Consider the following 15,734-nt stretch of genomic DNA (forward strand, 5'->3'; position numbering starts at 1 on the left):
TGCTTTCGAATGTTTGTAGCAATTCTTGCACATCTCGCCCTTTGCGTACAACGAATATTTGTACAATATTTGACCTGTTCTGTAAGGCTTGAGCAATCTATCTTCTCCACTTCTGGTTCGAAGTCTGGACAATAACTACAGAATTCCTGGAGCAACAGTGTAAATCCTGGAACATTCATCTGGATCACCTCCCATTTGACCACACCTTAAAGCCCTGTAACTTAAACTGCCGTGTCAGTTCCTTGAGTTTTGTTTTGCTTTCACAGACGTCCCTTCGGAGTTCTGCATAATCAGATTTCTCTACTGCGTAAACTCCAAACGGTACCTGCTCTTTTGCTACCTCAAGAAGCCCCTGGTATTCCTTCCGGCTCATCTGGTACATTCTTGATCCCACTTTTACTTTCATCACCATCTCCACCTCCCAGATCTGTCTGGAAATCACCAGCTGTTAGGTTCACCCCTGGCTCAGCCATATCCTGTATGCCCTGCTCTGCTTTCAGTCTGGCGATTTCTTCATTCTTGCAGTGCTCATCCAGGGTATCCCCATACAGTTCTTCCACACACCGCTCAATGCTCATGATTCCGCCCTGCTTTGCCTTGGCCACTGTTTCAACCTGGCTTTCAAATGATGGGTTTGCATACTCTCCAAATGGAACATTGACCTTTACTTCTTCAATGCCCTTATTGTGTAAAATGTTGTCAGCGTTGATACACATTGAGACAACTCCCGGAAGGGTTTCCTGAAGTGCCTTTACGATTGCACTTCTGGTGTACAATGTTGTTTTTTCCTTTTCACGCTGTGCCTCAGCATTGTCCAGTTTCTTTACGTCAATCCCTAATGTGGAAGGACTAATCACCCCCTGCAGGCACAGATCCAGAGCTGTTATATACGATGCCATATAGCTGTCATGCGGAATTGCTGGCTGATCAGTAATGACCTGATTCTTCTGGCCTTCTCGCATATCCCCGTCTGCTGCAAAGTAACGATTGTCAAACGGGTTTGGTTTTATTAGCATACCTGTTTCTGGATCATGTGGTACCAGGCATTCCGGGATATAAGTCTTTGCTCTGCCAGCTCTCAACGCATCCATCCACTGTGACCATGTTTCGTCCAGTGAATCATAGCTGTCGAGCTTGCCATCAAAGATGCTTCCGCCTCTACCCTCATAACGGGATGATTCGTAGATCATGAACGGTTCAGCCAGCATAATCGAATTATCAAACGAGATATCTATCAGATTCTCAGTTACTTTGATAGACTTAATGTCAACCAGCTTATTATCCAGATACAGTTCGTTAATGATGTATCCATAGCCATAACGCTCATTCAGGACGTACACTTTTCCCTTTTCCTTATATGGTGTTTTAAACACAATCTCCCGGATCCGGTCTCTCTGGTAAACGAATTCAACTCTTTCGCCCGGATACCATTCAAGAATCGGATAATCACTGATCGTAGTATCTATAGCAACTTTAAAAGCGCCATCTCCGATAAACAGTGTTTCTTTGAGGGCGCTTTCAATCTTTTTGTAAAACTTATTGTCTTTCTCAATCTCTTTCCATAGCTGCTCCTGTGCCGGCTGTTCGAATTCAAATTCGTTCATGGCCGGGAGGACTACAAAAGAGAGCACCTTAACTGTCAGTCCCGGAAGACCGGTATGGATCTTTCTCATGTCCATTCCAGCTGTTGATTTGCTTGCCCAGAATTTATTCCTGTCTGCAAATTCCGCATTCTGCTGATAGATCTGTTCGAGCTCATTGCCATCTCCCCTGTACCAGATACGATTTAGAATCGCATGTCCTTCAAAATCCATCATTTCATTGATCTGAAAGTTAAAAGGATTTGCCGGAAGAACGTTCAGCCAGCTCCTAACAGTCTTTTTTATGTTTTCATTTAATTTATCCATCCATTTCACCTTTTCGCTCCTCCGCCTCAAATCCAATCATGTTGCGGTACGGAATCCATCCGTACTGCTGAGAGTTGATTGTATGATCGTTCTTGTCTTCCGGTTCATCTTTATCCTCAGCCCAGGAGTACTTCTCCATTTCCGCTATGTGATTGGTGCATGTGTCTAATACCAGATAGCAGCCCTGTTGAATCCATCCAAGCTGCAGCTTGATTCTATCTAGTATTGTTACTTTCTTATATGATTCTACAAAATTATAAATACAGCCGTGAAGTCTCTTATACTTTCGCAGTTCTGTGATTGTCGCCGCATCTGCACAATCAATAAATGTTTCTTTGGCAAAGCCCCAGTCATTACGGCACCTTTCCAAAAATTCTATAAACTTTACAGCTGTATCTGATGGTGCAAGTGGCTGATCCAGGTCTTTGTTGCTGTATACTTTTTCAGCAAGTGTGATCAGTTTCCTATCTTCCGTGATTCCCTGAAACATCATTGCAATTGTGTCCGGGGATTTCGAAGAATACGATGTATCAAGCCCGCAGGTAAACTTTTTGAACTTTAGCTTTCCTGCTGCCATCTGGGTCCTCACCCACTTCTCTGATACAACGTGCTTCTTTCTGCTGAAATTTGGGAACACCAGTCCAGTTGCTTTTCCTCTCAGACCCTCAATCTTGTTCTTATAGATCTTGGTGCCTTTTGGGGTGTTCTGGATGATCTGCCGTTTCTTCGCTTCCGGAAGTCCGGCATTATCGTCAAAAGAAAAGAACCAGTGGACCCAACCGGGCTTTGGTTCTTCTTTCAATTCGTCTTTAATTTCCTGTGGAGTGCTGTCTGCCCATTCTGGGAGTGGTCTGCTGCAGTTGATGTATTCTTTGTATACATCCAGGCTTGGATCATCTGGATTGAGCGTAGCCATCAGATAATCACAGCGCATGGATGCCTCACGGACAAAATCAATATCCGCTGTATTGATCTCATCAATGTACAGACAACCGTACTGGCCACCAAGAGCATCCTTCCACTTGCGCTTGTTGCCATAGCCAACCACAAAGATGATCTTATCACCGCCAGACGTATGGAACAGGATGTGCGGCATCTTGTACTCACCGGATCCGTTGCCCTTGTACTCCACCAATACGCCAAAATCATCCAGGATACCAAGGTCCTTCTGGATGATGTTCTTCTCAGCTGCTCCTGTGTCATCAGCTGCCAGAATATGCAGCTTCTTAGGTGATTCCGCTACTTTCAACATAAACTTAAACAGGCCGACAGTTGTTTTTCCGGCCGCTGTAGTCCCTTCAAGAAATTCAACCGGGGCATTGCATCTAAGGAATGCTTTATATTTCTCTGAAAGTACCAGACGTTCTGTGCTCACTACCCACCACCACGCAGCTGTTCCAGGATATCTCCCAGTTTCTTTTTCTCATCTTCCAGACCAGAGACTTCAACCTTATCCTTAAACATTCCAAGGTGCCGTCCAAGTAACTCAAGCGCCTTTTCCTTGTCATTTAACTTTAATTCAATGCCAAACTTACCTTCTTTGATTCCGGCAATAGCCCTGATCTGCTGTTCATCGAGTGTGTCTGTATCTTTGATTCTGACGCATTCTCCTTTTATTTCTGCATAGTCTGTAGCTTTTGCAAAAGCAATAGCAGCTAATTCTTCCAGTACTCTGTCCTGAGTGATCTCAGTTCGTTTCTGGCGCTCTTCCATCCGCTCCTGGATATATGCCGCAACCTTGACATTTCTCAACATCCTGCTGCCAGCCTGGGCTGCTGTTTCATCCTTTTTCACAGACGGATACGCCACCTTGTAAGCCCTTGTGGCATTTAGGTCAATCAGGTACTCATCCGCAAAAATTTTCTGTTTTTCTGTCACTTAGGCTCACCTTCTTTCAAAAAATGTATATAAAAAGACACCCAGTGGGCAACTGGATGTCATCAAAAAGAGCGCTGTTACGGCTTTATATCGGCGCCGCCACCGAATCGGAACAGATAGAATCGAACTACCGCCACACTGGATATAAGCCAGTTGCTCTACCACTACGCTATGTTCCGGCAAATCAACCGCCAGGCTGTAGCACCCGGCGGCCGTCTTTACGTGAGGGGTGTGCTTCCGGCCTTATGAGCCTTCGGCTTCATTGTTATTATAAAACGAATAATCCGAATAAAACGAACTTTTTTTATTTTATGCCTTGATCTTTTAAAAATTTATCCCTGATCATAAGCCTTGGATAGTCCGGGCTCTGTGAAAACCCAGTCTTGGTAGCAATCTTATCCCATGACATCCCATCCCGGTAAAACATCTTGAACACACATCTGGTCTGACCATCTGGGATATCGTCAATCCATTTCTCCACAGCTTCGGCCTGTACCTTTTTCTGGTTCAGCGTCCTCTTCCGGCGGTTATATTTCTCACAGTCAAAGCCCACTACCGTCTCCGGCTTCTTGGATCCGTTCTTTCCATTCAGGATCACGCTGTTCCCCATGCCTTTGTCTGTCAGCCATAGTTCCCGAAGCTCATACTCAAGAATTGGGATCTCCCTTTTTATTTTTCGGTAGTTGTCCAGGAGTTCCCTGGTTATCCTGACTTCCACTGCTGCCACCTCCTACACGCTGCTCATACTTATGTATCCGCTTCATGATTGCCGGTTCTGATCTGGCATCCTCCAGGAGCTTCCTTGCCTTGTCCGGGTTCATGCTAAATTCTTTGGCAACCTGCAGCACTCTCTTTTCATCAAGCATCCGGCACCTCCACTTCTGGCCATTCAGCCGGATCGTAATCACTCCGATCAAAATATTCTTCGCATACTTCCTGAATAGCACAATCAAGGCAATGTCTAGTGCCACAGTACCGTTTAATTGTATTTATTGCCTCAGCAGCTTCCTGGTCTGTTACTTCTTTCTGCTCCACACTAACAATCTCAATCATCATGCTCACCTCTGTTTCTAATCATGCAGGAGCCAGGCAATCACGCCAAAAGCTCCGATCAGCACGCCAACACCCATTGCAACGATTACGTCTATCATTGTCTCACCTCTTTCAGATGCTCAATAATCTGTGTCATACTCTTTTTGCAGTCTGCGAATCTCTTCCAATCACCTTCCAGAAGATAGTATTCTGTGGTAACGTAATAGCCGCCGCGCTCGTCTTTCTCCCACCAGTCATCACCTTTTGTATGTTCGGTTTCTTTGACGATGATCATTGTATTGTCCGGAAGCGGACAAGAATAATACTTTTCGCTTATTTCTGGCACAGCAAGCCACAAGTTCCATCCTGTATATTTGCCCAGAAACTCTTTGCGTTTCTGATTATTTGTTAATTCGTTCAGCGTCATTTCCTCGCCTCCCAGCTCCTGCACTCCATGCAGCGGATCTTACTGCTACATAAGGTGCTTTTTATCATTGACAGCCTCGGACAGGTCGGGTGAACGTATACGATCAGCTCACCTACTCTGCTGGTACTGTGTTTACAGGTTTTGTATTTTTCCTCCATAGCCTCAGCTCCTTATCGTTTCATACAGTTTCTTCTTTGCGTTGTATTTCAGTGCAACAGGCATACCACAGTTTATACAGTTCAGTTCGATCAGATCTGCGGTCTCATTCGTAAAATATCTTAGCCAGCTGCCGCATTCACAGTTGATAAATGCCAGTTTTAAATCCTTTAACTCCGTCTTCTCGCCGCATTCTTTACAGCTGTAATAACTAAGCTGATGTTTGGTGCAGAAGGTCTTTGTCTTTCCGCAGTGTTCACAGTGGATATGCAAGAATCCGGAATACCCTCTTGGCTCCCGTGCCAAGCTTCTTTCGGTTTCCATAAGTACTACCTCTGTTTCTTCCTGGGTAGGCTCTTGGGGGGGGGATCATTTTTTCCGGAATTTCCATCTGCCCCATAGTCTCCTTAAAGTCCGGATTTTCAACAGCCGGTACGTCTACTAAATACCGCATACGTGCAAGCACATCTTCTAATGGCTCTAACACATACTCCTGGTGGCCCTTATCAATTGACAAGTCTGTTAATGCCAGTACTTTTCTGCCTTTTAAATAATTTTTTATTGCATCCTCAAACTTCATTTCCTGTAGCATAGCCTGTCCCTCCTTCAACAAATTCCATGTTTCCACACATTGTCCATACAGCCCGTATGGAAAAACAGTTCCGAACCTCTTTTTGTCTTCACATACTGCACATCCGTCAGGTCTTCATCCGAACAGATCTCTTCACCACAGCCCTGGCATTTTACCTTTCTTACGGCCAGTCTGCCGTCCATCCTGCCGCCAGATTCATCATTGCTTGCCCTCCTTTATCGCCCGTATCCTTGCTTTCAGGCTTTCCATTACCCAGTTCTGTACATCGTCTTTTTTCTCCAGTGCCTGCATCACATCCTCATCACGGGTGCCGCTGCACACCAGGTGGTGGATGATCACTTTTTCCGTCTGTCCCTGCCGGTGAAGCCTTTTATTCGCCTGTGTGTATAACTCATAGTTCCAGGTAAGCCCGAACCAGACCACATGGTTTCCTCCTTGCTGCAGGTTCAATCCGTATGCGGCGCTTGCAGGATGCGCCAGCAGCACATCTACCTTTCCGGCATTCCAGTCGTCCTCATCCTGGGGCTTTTTCAGTTCCCGGATCCGCAGCTTTGTTTTCCCAAGTGCTTCCAGGATCCGTGCCCGGTCATGCTGGAAATTATAAAATACCAGTGCCGGCTTCCCCTGCAGGCTTTCGATCAGCTCCATAAAGGCTTCCAGCTTACAGCCGTGTATCTCATGCACCTGGTGGCTGTCATCATACAGTGCCCCGTTTGCCAGCTGCAGGAGTTTGTTGCTGAGTGCCGCAGCACTGGTAACACTGATCTCCTCGTCTTCCGGAAGCTCCAGAACCATCTTACGCTCCATCTCCTGGTAGGCCTTCATGGCTTTGGTATCCAGGACAACCGGGACTGTGTGGTAGATCAGATCCGGCAGCTGCAGGTAGTCCTCTGCTTTCATGCTGATGCAGATATCAGAGATCCGCTCCAGGATGCTCTGCTCACTCCCCTGTTTGGCTTTGTAGTCGTAGACCATCCCGTCTGCACCTCTGCGCCCCGGGTCAAAATACCGTTCCCGGAACTGTGTGTATCTTTTTCCCAGGCGTTCCCCTCCGTCCAGGAGGAATACCTGTGCCCACAGGTCATCAAGCCCGTTTGGGGATGGGGTTCCGGTCAGCTCCACCAGCCTTGTGATCCGGCTGCTGATGCTGGCCAGCGCCTTGAATCGCTTTGCTGTGTGGCTTTTGAAGCTGCTGGATTCATCAATGACCACCATATCAAACGGCCAGTCGTTCCGGTAGTAATCCACCAGCCAGCACACGTTTTCCCGGTTGGTGATGTATATGTCAGCTGGTGTGTTTAATGCCCGGATCCTTTTTGCCTGGCTCCCCAGCACGGGGGACACCCTTAGGATCTTCGTGTGCTCCCACTTGTCCTTTTCCCTTGTCCAGGTCCCCTCTGCCACCTTCTTTGGTGCGATCACCAGCACCTTCCTCACCTGGAACCGGTCGTACATCAGCTGCCGGACGGCGGTCAGGGTGGTGACGGTCTTTCCAAGTCCCATGTCCAGGAAAAGCCCCAGCTTGGGGATCTCCACGACTTTTTCTATGCAGTGCTGCTGATATGCATGTGGTTTAAAAATCATCTTCCTGCTCCTTACTCCAGATTGTATCTTGTCGCGATCCTGGAAGCCGTGTCCATATAGCCCAGGTCCTGGAAAAACATTTTTACTCCCTGGATGCCTTTCACCACTTCCACCCACTGCCCAAACTTTTTCAGACGGTCGATCTGGATCTTCTGCAGGGGGCTCAGCACCCCGGTATCCGTTTTCAGTTCCACAAAGATCACCCTGGTGTCCGGCAGGATCACGATCCTGTCCGGCACCCCGTCATTGCCCGGGCTTGTCCATTTGTACGCCCTGCCTCCCAGACATTTGACCTCGTCCACCAGGATTTTCTCAATCTCTTTTTCTTTCATTTTCGGTCCGACCTCCTTTTACGACATTCCTACGCGCGCGCATACGCGTATATATATATTCTATTTTTAGGCGCGTTAGGCGCTATTAGGTATCCTATACTTATCTAATTTTATATTTATATAGAGAGTTTGTAGTTAATGTAGTTATATATCTGTTTTTATTGTGTTTCCGGGCTTTTTGCCGTCTACAAAGTGTTACTACATTATGTAGTCAATGTAATTTCCAAAAACTACAAACTACAAACTTTTATTCCGATTTCAGGTGATTGTAGTCTGTCTGTGGAACCCTCTCTGCGATCCGTAATCCCCATATTTCCGTGGTGTCCTTTCTTTCTCCCAGCCGGGGATCCCCATCAGGATGTTGTTGATCTCGGTGCTGTCCCTGCGCTGCATATACCTCGGGTCGCCCCCAAAGCATTCCACCCATATCTCCACCGCACAGACACTCATACGCGGCACCAGGCCGGCTCCTTCCGGCACTTTCATGTTCCCGTTTAGGTATGTCCTGCGGTCCATCAGCTTCATGCTGTTCCAGTTTGCCGGCAGTGGTTTTTCCAGGTATTCCAGGATAAGCCCTTCCTTCCCGGAGGACTCCCTGTGTTCCTTCTGTGCCGCCTCTGCCAGGTGTTCAATCTCCTTTGGCAGGAACAGCTTCTCGCCCATCTGCCAGTACATATAGGCCTCTGCCCATATCTGGTCCACCTCTTTCGGGAGATCCTCCCAGATGGATTTCGTGGCTTTGTGGACACCTACGTCAACTGGCCAGAACCTCCGGTTGCCGGTTGCATCCTTCAGGAACTCCGTGTCATTGGACGTCCCGAAGAACACACAGTGCCGGGGGTATTTCTCTGCCCGTTTTCCGTATGCTGCACGGTATATGTCGTCCGTTTTGCTTAAAAACTGTTTGATCACCTGGGTTTCCTGCTTGGTAAATGCCGTCAGTTCCCCTACCTCGTTGATCCAGGTACCCTGGATTAGTTCTGCTGCTTCCTTGCCTTCAAAGGTTGTCAGGGAATCAGAGAACCATTCCTTCCCCAGGACGCTTAAAAAGGTGCTCTTGCCGATCCCCTGGGGGCCTACAAAGATAGGCATATAGTCAAACTTCACGCCGCCGGCCGCTGCCCGTGCCACCGCTGCACACAGGGATTTCCGCATGACTGCATGGGTGTATTCGTTGTCCTCTGCCCCAAGATAGTCCGCCAGGAGGCCTTCCAGGCGCTTCTGGCCGTCCCATTCCAGCCCCTGCAGGTACCTTTTCACATCATTGATCCGGTTCTTGGAACTGACTAAAAGAAGGGCATTGTCAAGCTTGTCCCTGCCGGTCAGGCCATAAAAGGTTTCCATGTACCGGTAGAAGCCTGCATCGTCCACATCCTTCCATCTGCGCTTTTCGTCCCTCTCATCCCAGGGCACCCGTCCAAGGACCATCCCGCAGCTGGCGAACTCGTCCGTCACGATCCGCCCTTTCAGGAGAGGGTCGTTTTCCAGTATGATGACTGCATTGTTGATGGTCTTTTCAAACCGACCGCTGGCATCCTTGGTAAGACTGTAGACCCAGCTGGTGTCCATATCCCCATCCGTCTCCTGCCCTGTCTGCAGGATATTCCCTGCTGCAAAAGCTTCCTTTGCATTCTCGAAGCGTTCCTTTGACATCCGGTCGGATACCGCTTTATCGTCCAGGGCAAGCCGGCTCATGGACATGAAAGACGGCAGTTTATTGTTCGGAGTCCCCTCTTTTGCATCCACATCCTGGTCCCCGTATTTATGCAGCCTTACCAGGTCAAAGGCATTCACCAGGAGACCGGAACAGGGATCCGTTGCGTGGTGGCTGTACAGGAACAGGTCCCCGTCATATACCACTGCGCCGCCCTGCGTGGATCCCCCTGTGTAGGTATAGCGCCCCGGTACGTCTGTCTCTTCATAGATCCCCGGGATGAATTTGTCCATTGCCTGGGTAACCGTATAAGTACGGCAGAAAGCCCCGATCACACCCCTTTTGGCTGTCGGGTCCTCCTGCTTTGCCAGGCGCCGTTTTTCAATGGCCTCACTGCCCGGGACCTGGGGCCACTGGGAATCATCTGTCCAGTCCCCATACATGGCCAGAAGGCCGTCCGTGCTGCAGAAGGGGCTGTCATACACCTCTGCCACGTATTCCCCGTCAGAACAGCAGCTTCCCCAGTACATCAGCCTTGACGCCTCAAAGGTGGTGGGGTCGCAGTACTGCATCCCGATCAGGGAGGCCAGCTTTCTGGCAGCAGGTTCGTACTCGTCTGCAGTTGCCGCCCGGTCAAGGGGGATGACCACACGGAGCCTTGGCGCATATCCTGTGTGTTTCCTGGTGCTGTACACCATGGCCGCACAGCCAAGCCCGGATACCCGTTTCAGGATGTCCAGGGTCTGCCCTGCAGGGATGCTGTCCAGGTCCAGGGTGATCAGGTCCCTGCCGGACACGCAGGATGCTTTCCTGCGGCCGCCCTCGAGGGTTCCGCCTACATAGCCGCCCACATCCTTAAGCTCTGCCTGCCGGCTCTTCGGCATGGCAAGGTATTCCTCCATGGTTTCCGTGCTGCGTACCGGCATTTTCAGCTTTTCCGTGAACTCGGACCAGAGGATGGCGTTCTCCTGCCAGTGTGTTGCCTTGCGGCTCCCCGCCGTGCTGATCTTCAGCAATCTGTTATTCTGCATGGTGTCCTCCTAGTCCTTTTTATAGTACTGCCCTTCAAAGCCTGCACCTTTGAGGATAAGTCCCGGTGCCCACGGGATCGGCTCTGCCATCAGCCCGCAGACCTCATCCACGGTTGTTTCTTCCGGCGCATCTATGATCACCTCGTCATGCACGTGGAAGACCACATGCAGTCCCCTGTCCTCGATCCGTTTCAGTGTTTCTGCCAGGCAGTCCCTTGCGACCGCCTGGACGATGTTTTCAGTCATTTTCCCTCCGTAAGTGGATTCCATGCCCCACTTCTTGCTGCTCCCGGTGCTGTAGTAATGCAGTGCCAGTTTTCCGAACTGGTTTTCCTGCAGGAATGGCTTCGGGTAGAACAGCTTTCTCCCGGACGGCAGCTGCACGGTCAGGAAGGTCTGCCCATACAGCAGGTCGCCTTCCAGGGAAAACACCAGCCCGTTCACCGCCTGTGGCTGTGCAGTCTGCATTGCCATAAGTGCTGCCTGCTCCACCCTGTACCACAGGTCGCAGATCCTCCGGTTGGCGTTCCTCCACCTGGCCACGATATCAGGAAGTTCTTCTTCCGTCAGCCCCATATCCAGGGCTCCCATGGCAATCAGTGCCGCTGTACCGCCCTGGTAGCCAAGTGCAAGGGTTGCAACCTTGCCCTTCTGCCGCAGGGAGTATTCCGGGTTTCCTTTTTTGATCTTCTCAACCGGGACATGGAACATCTGGGAGGCGGTCGCCTCATAGATCTTCCCGTGGGTGGCAAACACCTCATTCACCCACTGTTCCCCTGCCAGCCAGGCGATCACGCGCGCCTCAATGGCGGAAAAGTCAGCCACGACAAATTTGTTCCCTTCAGACGGGATAAAGGCTGTCCGGATCAGCTGGGAAAGTGTGTCCGGCACGTTCCCGTAGATCATCCGCAGCCCTTCATAATTCTTCTGTTCCACAAGCTTCCTGGCCTCATCCAGCGTCCCGATATAGTTTCTGGGGAGATTCTGCATCTGCACAAGCCTTCCGGCCCAGCGCCCTGTCCGGTTTGCCCCGTAATACTGGGTAAGCCCCCGGACACGTCCGTCCTCCCCTTTTGCTTTCCGGATCGCCTCATACTTCTTCACGGAAGTCTTCCCAAGCTGCTGGCGGATCTCAAGCATGCGCTTCACGTTATCCGCGGGCTGTCCTGCCAGCAGATCTGTTACAGTTGCCTTACGCAGGTTGTCTGTCTCCGTGCCGTTCTTTTCCAGCCATTCCATCAGCTGTACGGTGCTGTTCGGGTTATCAATGCCTGTGATCCCCATGGCCTCCCCCATCAGGTCCTGCCGGCTGCGTTCATCTATATATAAGGCACCGTCTGTCAGTTCCTCATCCACACGGACACCAAATGCATTCATCCTCACATCCATCTGCCAGAGCCGTTCCTCTTCTTCCGGCATAGGGAACTGCTCCAGGCGCCGCAGGATGTTATGTTCCGCAACCACGTCCTGCCTGCAGTATCCCTTAAACAGCTCCCATTTTTCGGGGGCATGCTTCGGCAGGTTCCACGTCCGGTTCCCGTTGTTCTTTGTAGGTTTACACGGGACACAGAAATACCGGATCAGCGCCTTGCCGGCTGCCAGCTTCTGCTTGTCCTGTGGGAGCTCCACCGCTTTTCCAGTGGCATCCAGCCCTGCCGGATACCCGCAGTACAGGCTGTGTGCCATGGTGCACCTCCACTGCTCCAGCGGTGTCCTGTAGCCTGCCGTATTCAGGCAGTACCACTCAAAGGCCGCATTATATGCGTGCTTGGTAATGCCAGGATCCTGAAGGGCTTCCACAACCTGCCGGGGGATCTCCTCCCCCTGTGCCAGGTCGATGATCTCCACCGGCCCCTCATCCATCTGGTAGGCAAACAGCAGGATCCCGAAATCCGGGGACTGTGCATACCTGTACAGCCCCGCCTTCCCTATCTCTATGCTTGACTTTGTTTCAATATCGATACTCAAATGTGCCATTTTTCTGCCCCTCCGTTTTCAACAGGGGGCCTGTGCCCCCTCTGTCAGTATGGTAAACCGGTGATCGGGTTGACCCCTGCTGCCTGTGGCTGTGCATAAACCTGTGGCTGGGGATACCCCTGCTGTACGGTCTGCGGCTGTGCATAAGCCTGTGGCTGGGGGTACCCCTGCTGTACGGTCTGCGGCTGTGCATAAGCCTGTGGCTGGGGGTACCCCTGCTGTACGGTCTGCGGCTGTGCATAAGCCTGTGGCTGGGGGTACCCCTGCTGTACGGTCTGCGGCTGTGCATAAGCCTGTGGCTGGGGGTACCCCTGCTGTACGGTCTGCGGCTGTGGTGCCCCAAACGCCTGTGCTGCAGATACATGGCCGCCGCTTAAGGCTTCCCCGTCCCTTAATTTCTGGACAGGGCCAAGGCCGCATCCGATCCCTTTCTTCCCACCGAACACATAAGGATAGAAGGTTACATTCACCCTGCCGTACATGCCGCTGTAGACCTCTGACTGGTTGATGACCGGGTTTCCGGTACGGTCTACGATCTCCGGCGGGTAATCAGCCTTTGCGCTGGCGGTAAACACCCAGTGCCCTTTGCATTCCGGGCCGAATGCCATGCCGTCAGACGGCCGTACCCCGTCACCGTCATACACCGGCGTGGCGAGGATTGGTGGGCACTGCCCACTCCATTTCTCAGATATGCCCCTCTGCTTTGCCGCTTCAATGGCTGCGTTGATCCGCCCCATGGTATCCGTGTCCGTCTTCGGCACCAGCACAGTCACGCTGTATTTTTCCTCCTGCCCCGGCATTGCCGCATATGGTTTAAACAGGTGTGCATAGCTCATCCTTACTTCCCCGGTTGTTACATTGCATACGTTATCCATTTATATTTCCTCCTTAAAAGCCTCTCCGGCTGTGATCTTGTTTGTAATGGCAGGGCGCTCGTCCTTCTCCTGCACCAGTGCCGGTTTCCCCGGCTTCTTGGTGACGTATTCCCCCACCGTTTCCTGAAATTCCTTTTTCCCTACTACCTTTTCCACCTGGGCAAGGGTAAGCGGCCGGCGCTCATACAGCAGTGCCCCGTCAATACCGCTCCCCTGCAGGGTCTCAAATGCTGCATCCATGTCCGTCCAGTCCCTGGAGCCGCGGCCCTCCACGGCTTTCCAGCCGGGCACCTCCTTACCGGCCAGGCACTGCCCCAGTGCCCACTCCTGCAGGTCTTTCTGGTATTTTGCGATATCCTCAAGTGCCAGCAGCCTTTCCCCGACTTCCTCTGCAGTGATCGTGGGCGGCATTTCCCCGATCCCAAAGGCAAGCTTCGTGTTATGGTCTGCCCTTGCACGGCAGACGGCCTTTGCCCGGCAGAACCTGCAGGTGTCTGTCCCGGGGTTGTACGGCCCTTTCCCCTCCCAGGCGAGCGCCGCCCTCTGCTTTACATACTCCCCGAACTTTAAGAGGTCTTCCAGGGAGCACTCCCATTCGGAGATACTGTCCAGTCTTGGCTGTACGATGGTGACCTTTACTTTTGTCACAGGGTACAGGATCCGGCAGGCATCATAGGCGCCCAGTGCGTACAGCATCAGCTGCGGGTTATGATCTGCATCCACCTGCACGCCCTTTCCATACTTCAGGTCTATGACATGGATGGTGTCCCCTCCAACAAGGATGCAGTCCGCAATGCCGCTCCCTTCCACCTGGTTTCCCGGATCCTCATGGGTGTACCTGGCAAACCTTACCCTTTCCTCCACACGGACGGACGGGGTGCACTTCATGGCAAGGGCAGCTGTCCTGATGTAGTCCAGGTACTCTTCCGTGTAACGGTCCATCTCGTCCTTCCACTGGGGATCCTTTTTCAGCTTGTTCACAGCAGCTGCGTATTTTCTCCTGGTGAAGTTTGTGGTATCTGCATAGTGCCTTAACTTCAGCTCTGCCAGTTCATGGGCCAGTGTCCCCTCGCTGGCAGCCTCGGAAGTAGTATCCGGGAACTGCTCTTCCAGCCTTGCGGATGGAGTACACCGCAGCCACCGCCCGGATCCGGAAGCACTTAAAAGTGCGTGCTTCCGTTCCTGATGGGCCGTCATATCTGCGCCCCCATTCCCCGAAGTGCTGTGGCAAACGCGCCATACTGCTCTTTCGGGAGCTGCGGCAGGGCATCCACGCCAAAGCCCTCCTTGAGGAGTTTCTGCAGCTCTGCCTGCTTCCCGCAGTCCATTAAGGTCATGCCTGCCCTTGCAAGATCATCCATGGTATAGGCCACTGTACTTGTCGGAACAGCCGTCTGGACTGGTGTTGTCTGTACAGGGACAGTCTGGACGGGTGCTGTCTGCACTGGGACTGCCTGAGCGGATACGGTCTGTGCAGGTACGGTCTGAACTGGCGCTGCTTGGACTGGGACAGCTGTGTTATGTACCGCCGGAGCCGGCTGCACAGGTGCCTGTGTGTTGGATGGCTGTGCAGTGGCCTGTCCCACCATCACTATCTCTGTAAATTTCCTTACCTCGTCAAGGCTGTCAAACGTGACTTCAATCTTCATCTTTATTTCTCCTTTCTTCATTCACTACATCTTCTACCATTGAGCGCATAAGATCTCGTGGTGTTACGCTTTCTGTCTCTTTAATACTCTCATCGAGCATCCGGTACAGCATACGTAATGCAACCCGAAATTCCGCTAACAGTACATATGTACTTCCCTTTAATTCTGCATTTATTGTGCCTACTTTTTTTTTCAACTTTGATCATTGACTTTTCCTTTCTGCACCTCTACAATGAAAGTGCTAAACTGTTTATGTCCATTTGGACACCGGATCCTGTCGAGCTCCTAACTCTTCAGGATCCTTTTTTAGGCTCTGGCTCCATCGCCACCAGGATGATCCAGGTGACTACACTTAATGCAACTGCTCCCATTACCTGTGCGCCATCCCACTGCCAGAATGGCAGGTAGGTGGCCAGCGTGCCGATCACACTGGCCGTGACCGTATCCTTGGCCATTTGCTTCATGGCTTGTCTCCTTTCCGCTGCCTTATCCGGCAGCTTTTTTCTTTTCATAATTCATCCCTTCCAATGCCTCCTCAATCCGTTGACTCACAATCTCACAGGCACGCTTTCCGGAAATAATCTCTTTCTTTCCATCAACCTGAATCCTGGTGATGTATTCTATTTTGTTCACACCATCA

The 15,734-nt window shown here is 51.1% G+C and carries 21 protein-coding genes and 1 tRNA gene; all 22 read right to left on the reverse strand.

Annotated elements, in window-relative coordinates:
- Positions 1–184: 184 nt before the first annotated feature.
- Entirely contained in the window at positions 185–406 is a 222-nt protein-coding gene (locus tag OCV61_RS09100) for a hypothetical protein (RefSeq protein ID WP_158421530.1), read from the reverse strand.
- The gene (locus OCV61_RS09105; RefSeq protein WP_158421531.1) at positions 342–1,916 is read right to left on the reverse strand and encodes a capsid protein; all 1,575 of its coding nucleotides are present in this window, start codon (positions 1,914–1,916) and stop codon (positions 342–344) included. Before OCV61_RS09105 ends, OCV61_RS09100 begins: the two co-directional genes overlap by 65 nt.
- Entirely contained in the window at positions 1,900–3,282 is a 1,383-nt protein-coding gene (locus OCV61_RS09110) for a terminase (protein ID WP_158421532.1), read from the reverse strand. Before OCV61_RS09110 ends, OCV61_RS09105 begins: the two co-directional genes overlap by 17 nt.
- Positions 3,282–3,785 carry a terminase small subunit gene (locus OCV61_RS09115; protein WP_158421533.1) on the reverse strand — a complete coding sequence of 168 codons (504 nt, stop codon included), beginning with the start codon at positions 3,783–3,785 and terminating at the stop codon, positions 3,282–3,284. The genes OCV61_RS09110 and OCV61_RS09115 overlap by 1 nt, the downstream gene beginning before the upstream one ends.
- A 107-nt stretch (positions 3,786–3,892) precedes the next feature.
- A tRNA-Ile gene (locus tag OCV61_RS09120) sits at positions 3,893–3,964 on the reverse strand.
- Between the two features lie 125 nt (positions 3,965–4,089).
- Positions 4,090–4,503: a hypothetical protein gene (locus OCV61_RS09125; protein WP_158421534.1), complete on the reverse strand. Its 414-nt coding sequence runs from the start codon at positions 4,501–4,503 to the stop codon at positions 4,090–4,092.
- Entirely contained in the window at positions 4,433–4,651 is a 219-nt protein-coding gene (locus tag OCV61_RS09130) for a hypothetical protein (protein WP_262582765.1), read from the reverse strand. The genes OCV61_RS09125 and OCV61_RS09130 overlap by 71 nt, the downstream gene beginning before the upstream one ends.
- Positions 4,644–4,841, reverse strand: a complete 198-nt coding sequence (locus tag OCV61_RS09135; protein ID WP_158421535.1) for a hypothetical protein — start codon at positions 4,839–4,841, stop codon at positions 4,644–4,646. The genes OCV61_RS09130 and OCV61_RS09135 overlap by 8 nt, the downstream gene beginning before the upstream one ends.
- A 91-nt stretch (positions 4,842–4,932) precedes the next feature.
- On the reverse strand, positions 4,933–5,244 hold the full coding sequence (locus tag OCV61_RS09140) for a hypothetical protein (RefSeq protein WP_158421536.1): 312 nt from the start codon (positions 5,242–5,244) through the stop codon (positions 4,933–4,935).
- Positions 5,245–5,406: 162 nt separating this feature from the next.
- Positions 5,407–5,673: a hypothetical protein gene (locus tag OCV61_RS09145; RefSeq protein WP_262582766.1), complete on the reverse strand. Its 267-nt coding sequence runs from the start codon at positions 5,671–5,673 to the stop codon at positions 5,407–5,409.
- Positions 5,657–5,992, reverse strand: a complete 336-nt coding sequence (locus OCV61_RS09150) for a hypothetical protein (RefSeq protein WP_158421538.1) — start codon at positions 5,990–5,992, stop codon at positions 5,657–5,659. The genes OCV61_RS09145 and OCV61_RS09150 overlap by 17 nt, the downstream gene beginning before the upstream one ends.
- A 14-nt stretch (positions 5,993–6,006) precedes the next feature.
- On the reverse strand, positions 6,007–6,174 hold the full coding sequence (locus OCV61_RS09155) for a hypothetical protein (protein WP_262582767.1): 168 nt from the start codon (positions 6,172–6,174) through the stop codon (positions 6,007–6,009).
- A 16-nt stretch (positions 6,175–6,190) separates the two neighbouring features.
- Positions 6,191–7,576, reverse strand: coding sequence for an SNF2-related protein (locus OCV61_RS09160; RefSeq protein WP_158421539.1), 1,386 nt, complete (start codon positions 7,574–7,576; stop codon positions 6,191–6,193).
- Positions 7,577–7,587: 11 nt separating this feature from the next.
- Positions 7,588–7,908 (reverse strand): VRR-NUC domain-containing protein, encoded by a 321-nt coding sequence (locus OCV61_RS09165; protein ID WP_158421540.1) that lies wholly within the window; start codon positions 7,906–7,908, stop codon positions 7,588–7,590.
- Between the two features lie 258 nt (positions 7,909–8,166).
- Positions 8,167–10,593, reverse strand: a complete 2,427-nt coding sequence (locus OCV61_RS09170) for a virulence-associated E family protein (RefSeq protein ID WP_158421541.1) — start codon at positions 10,591–10,593, stop codon at positions 8,167–8,169.
- Between the two features lie 9 nt (positions 10,594–10,602).
- The gene (locus OCV61_RS09175) at positions 10,603–12,570 is read right to left on the reverse strand and encodes a DNA polymerase (RefSeq protein ID WP_158421542.1); all 1,968 of its coding nucleotides are present in this window, start codon (positions 12,568–12,570) and stop codon (positions 10,603–10,605) included.
- A 44-nt stretch (positions 12,571–12,614) separates the two neighbouring features.
- Entirely contained in the window at positions 12,615–13,445 is an 831-nt protein-coding gene (locus OCV61_RS09180) for a DUF2815 family protein (protein ID WP_158421543.1), read from the reverse strand.
- Entirely contained in the window at positions 13,446–14,642 is a 1,197-nt protein-coding gene (locus OCV61_RS09185; RefSeq protein WP_158421544.1) for a DUF2800 domain-containing protein, read from the reverse strand.
- On the reverse strand, positions 14,639–15,094 hold the full coding sequence (locus OCV61_RS09190; RefSeq protein ID WP_158421545.1) for a hypothetical protein: 456 nt from the start codon (positions 15,092–15,094) through the stop codon (positions 14,639–14,641). The genes OCV61_RS09185 and OCV61_RS09190 overlap by 4 nt, the downstream gene beginning before the upstream one ends.
- Complete coding sequence (locus OCV61_RS09195) at positions 15,084–15,290, reverse strand: hypothetical protein (protein WP_158421546.1); 207 nt, start codon at positions 15,288–15,290, stop codon at positions 15,084–15,086. Before OCV61_RS09195 ends, OCV61_RS09190 begins: the two co-directional genes overlap by 11 nt.
- Before the next feature lie 97 nt (positions 15,291–15,387).
- A complete protein-coding gene (locus tag OCV61_RS09200; RefSeq protein ID WP_158421547.1) occupies positions 15,388–15,606 on the reverse strand; it encodes a hypothetical protein in 219 nt (72 codons plus the stop codon).
- Positions 15,581–15,727, reverse strand: a complete 147-nt coding sequence (locus tag OCV61_RS09205) for a hypothetical protein (RefSeq protein ID WP_262582768.1) — start codon at positions 15,725–15,727, stop codon at positions 15,581–15,583. Before OCV61_RS09205 ends, OCV61_RS09200 begins: the two co-directional genes overlap by 26 nt.
- Between the last annotated feature and the right edge of the window lie 7 nt (positions 15,728–15,734).

The organism is Blautia ammoniilytica (genome assembly GCF_025566965.1).
Taxonomy (GTDB): domain Bacteria; phylum Bacillota; class Clostridia; order Lachnospirales; family Lachnospiraceae; genus Blautia_A; species Blautia_A ammoniilytica.

Coding starts and splice junctions, on each gene's coding strand:
- OCV61_RS09100 (WP_158421530.1), bottom strand. CDS start 406: ATGAAAGTAAAAGTGGGATCAAGAATGTACCAGATGAGCCGGAAGGAA.
- OCV61_RS09130 (WP_262582765.1), bottom strand. CDS start 4,651: ATGCTTGATGAAAAGAGAGTGCTGCAGGTTGCCAAAGAATTTAGCATG.
- OCV61_RS09135 (WP_158421535.1), bottom strand. CDS start 4,841: ATGATGATTGAGATTGTTAGTGTGGAGCAGAAAGAAGTAACAGACCAG.
- OCV61_RS09140 (WP_158421536.1), bottom strand. CDS start 5,244: ATGACGCTGAACGAATTAACAAATAATCAGAAACGCAAAGAGTTTCTG.
- OCV61_RS09150 (WP_158421538.1), bottom strand. CDS start 5,992: ATGCTACAGGAAATGAAGTTTGAGGATGCAATAAAAAATTATTTAAAA.
- OCV61_RS09155 (WP_262582767.1), bottom strand. CDS start 6,174: ATGGACGGCAGACTGGCCGTAAGAAAGGTAAAATGCCAGGGCTGTGGT.
- OCV61_RS09160 (WP_158421539.1), bottom strand. CDS start 7,576: ATGATTTTTAAACCACATGCATATCAGCAGCACTGCATAGAAAAAGTC.
- OCV61_RS09165 (WP_158421540.1), bottom strand. CDS start 7,908: ATGAAAGAAAAAGAGATTGAGAAAATCCTGGTGGACGAGGTCAAATGT.
- OCV61_RS09170 (WP_158421541.1), bottom strand. CDS start 10,593: ATGCAGAATAACAGATTGCTGAAGATCAGCACGGCGGGGAGCCGCAAG.
- OCV61_RS09175 (WP_158421542.1), bottom strand. CDS start 12,570: ATGGCACATTTGAGTATCGATATTGAAACAAAGTCAAGCATAGAGATA.
- OCV61_RS09180 (WP_158421543.1), bottom strand. CDS start 13,445: ATGGATAACGTATGCAATGTAACAACCGGGGAAGTAAGGATGAGCTAT.
- OCV61_RS09185 (WP_158421544.1), bottom strand. CDS start 14,642: ATGACGGCCCATCAGGAACGGAAGCACGCACTTTTAAGTGCTTCCGGA.
- OCV61_RS09190 (WP_158421545.1), bottom strand. CDS start 15,094: ATGAAGATTGAAGTCACGTTTGACAGCCTTGACGAGGTAAGGAAATTT.
- OCV61_RS09200 (WP_158421547.1), bottom strand. CDS start 15,606: ATGAAAAGAAAAAAGCTGCCGGATAAGGCAGCGGAAAGGAGACAAGCC.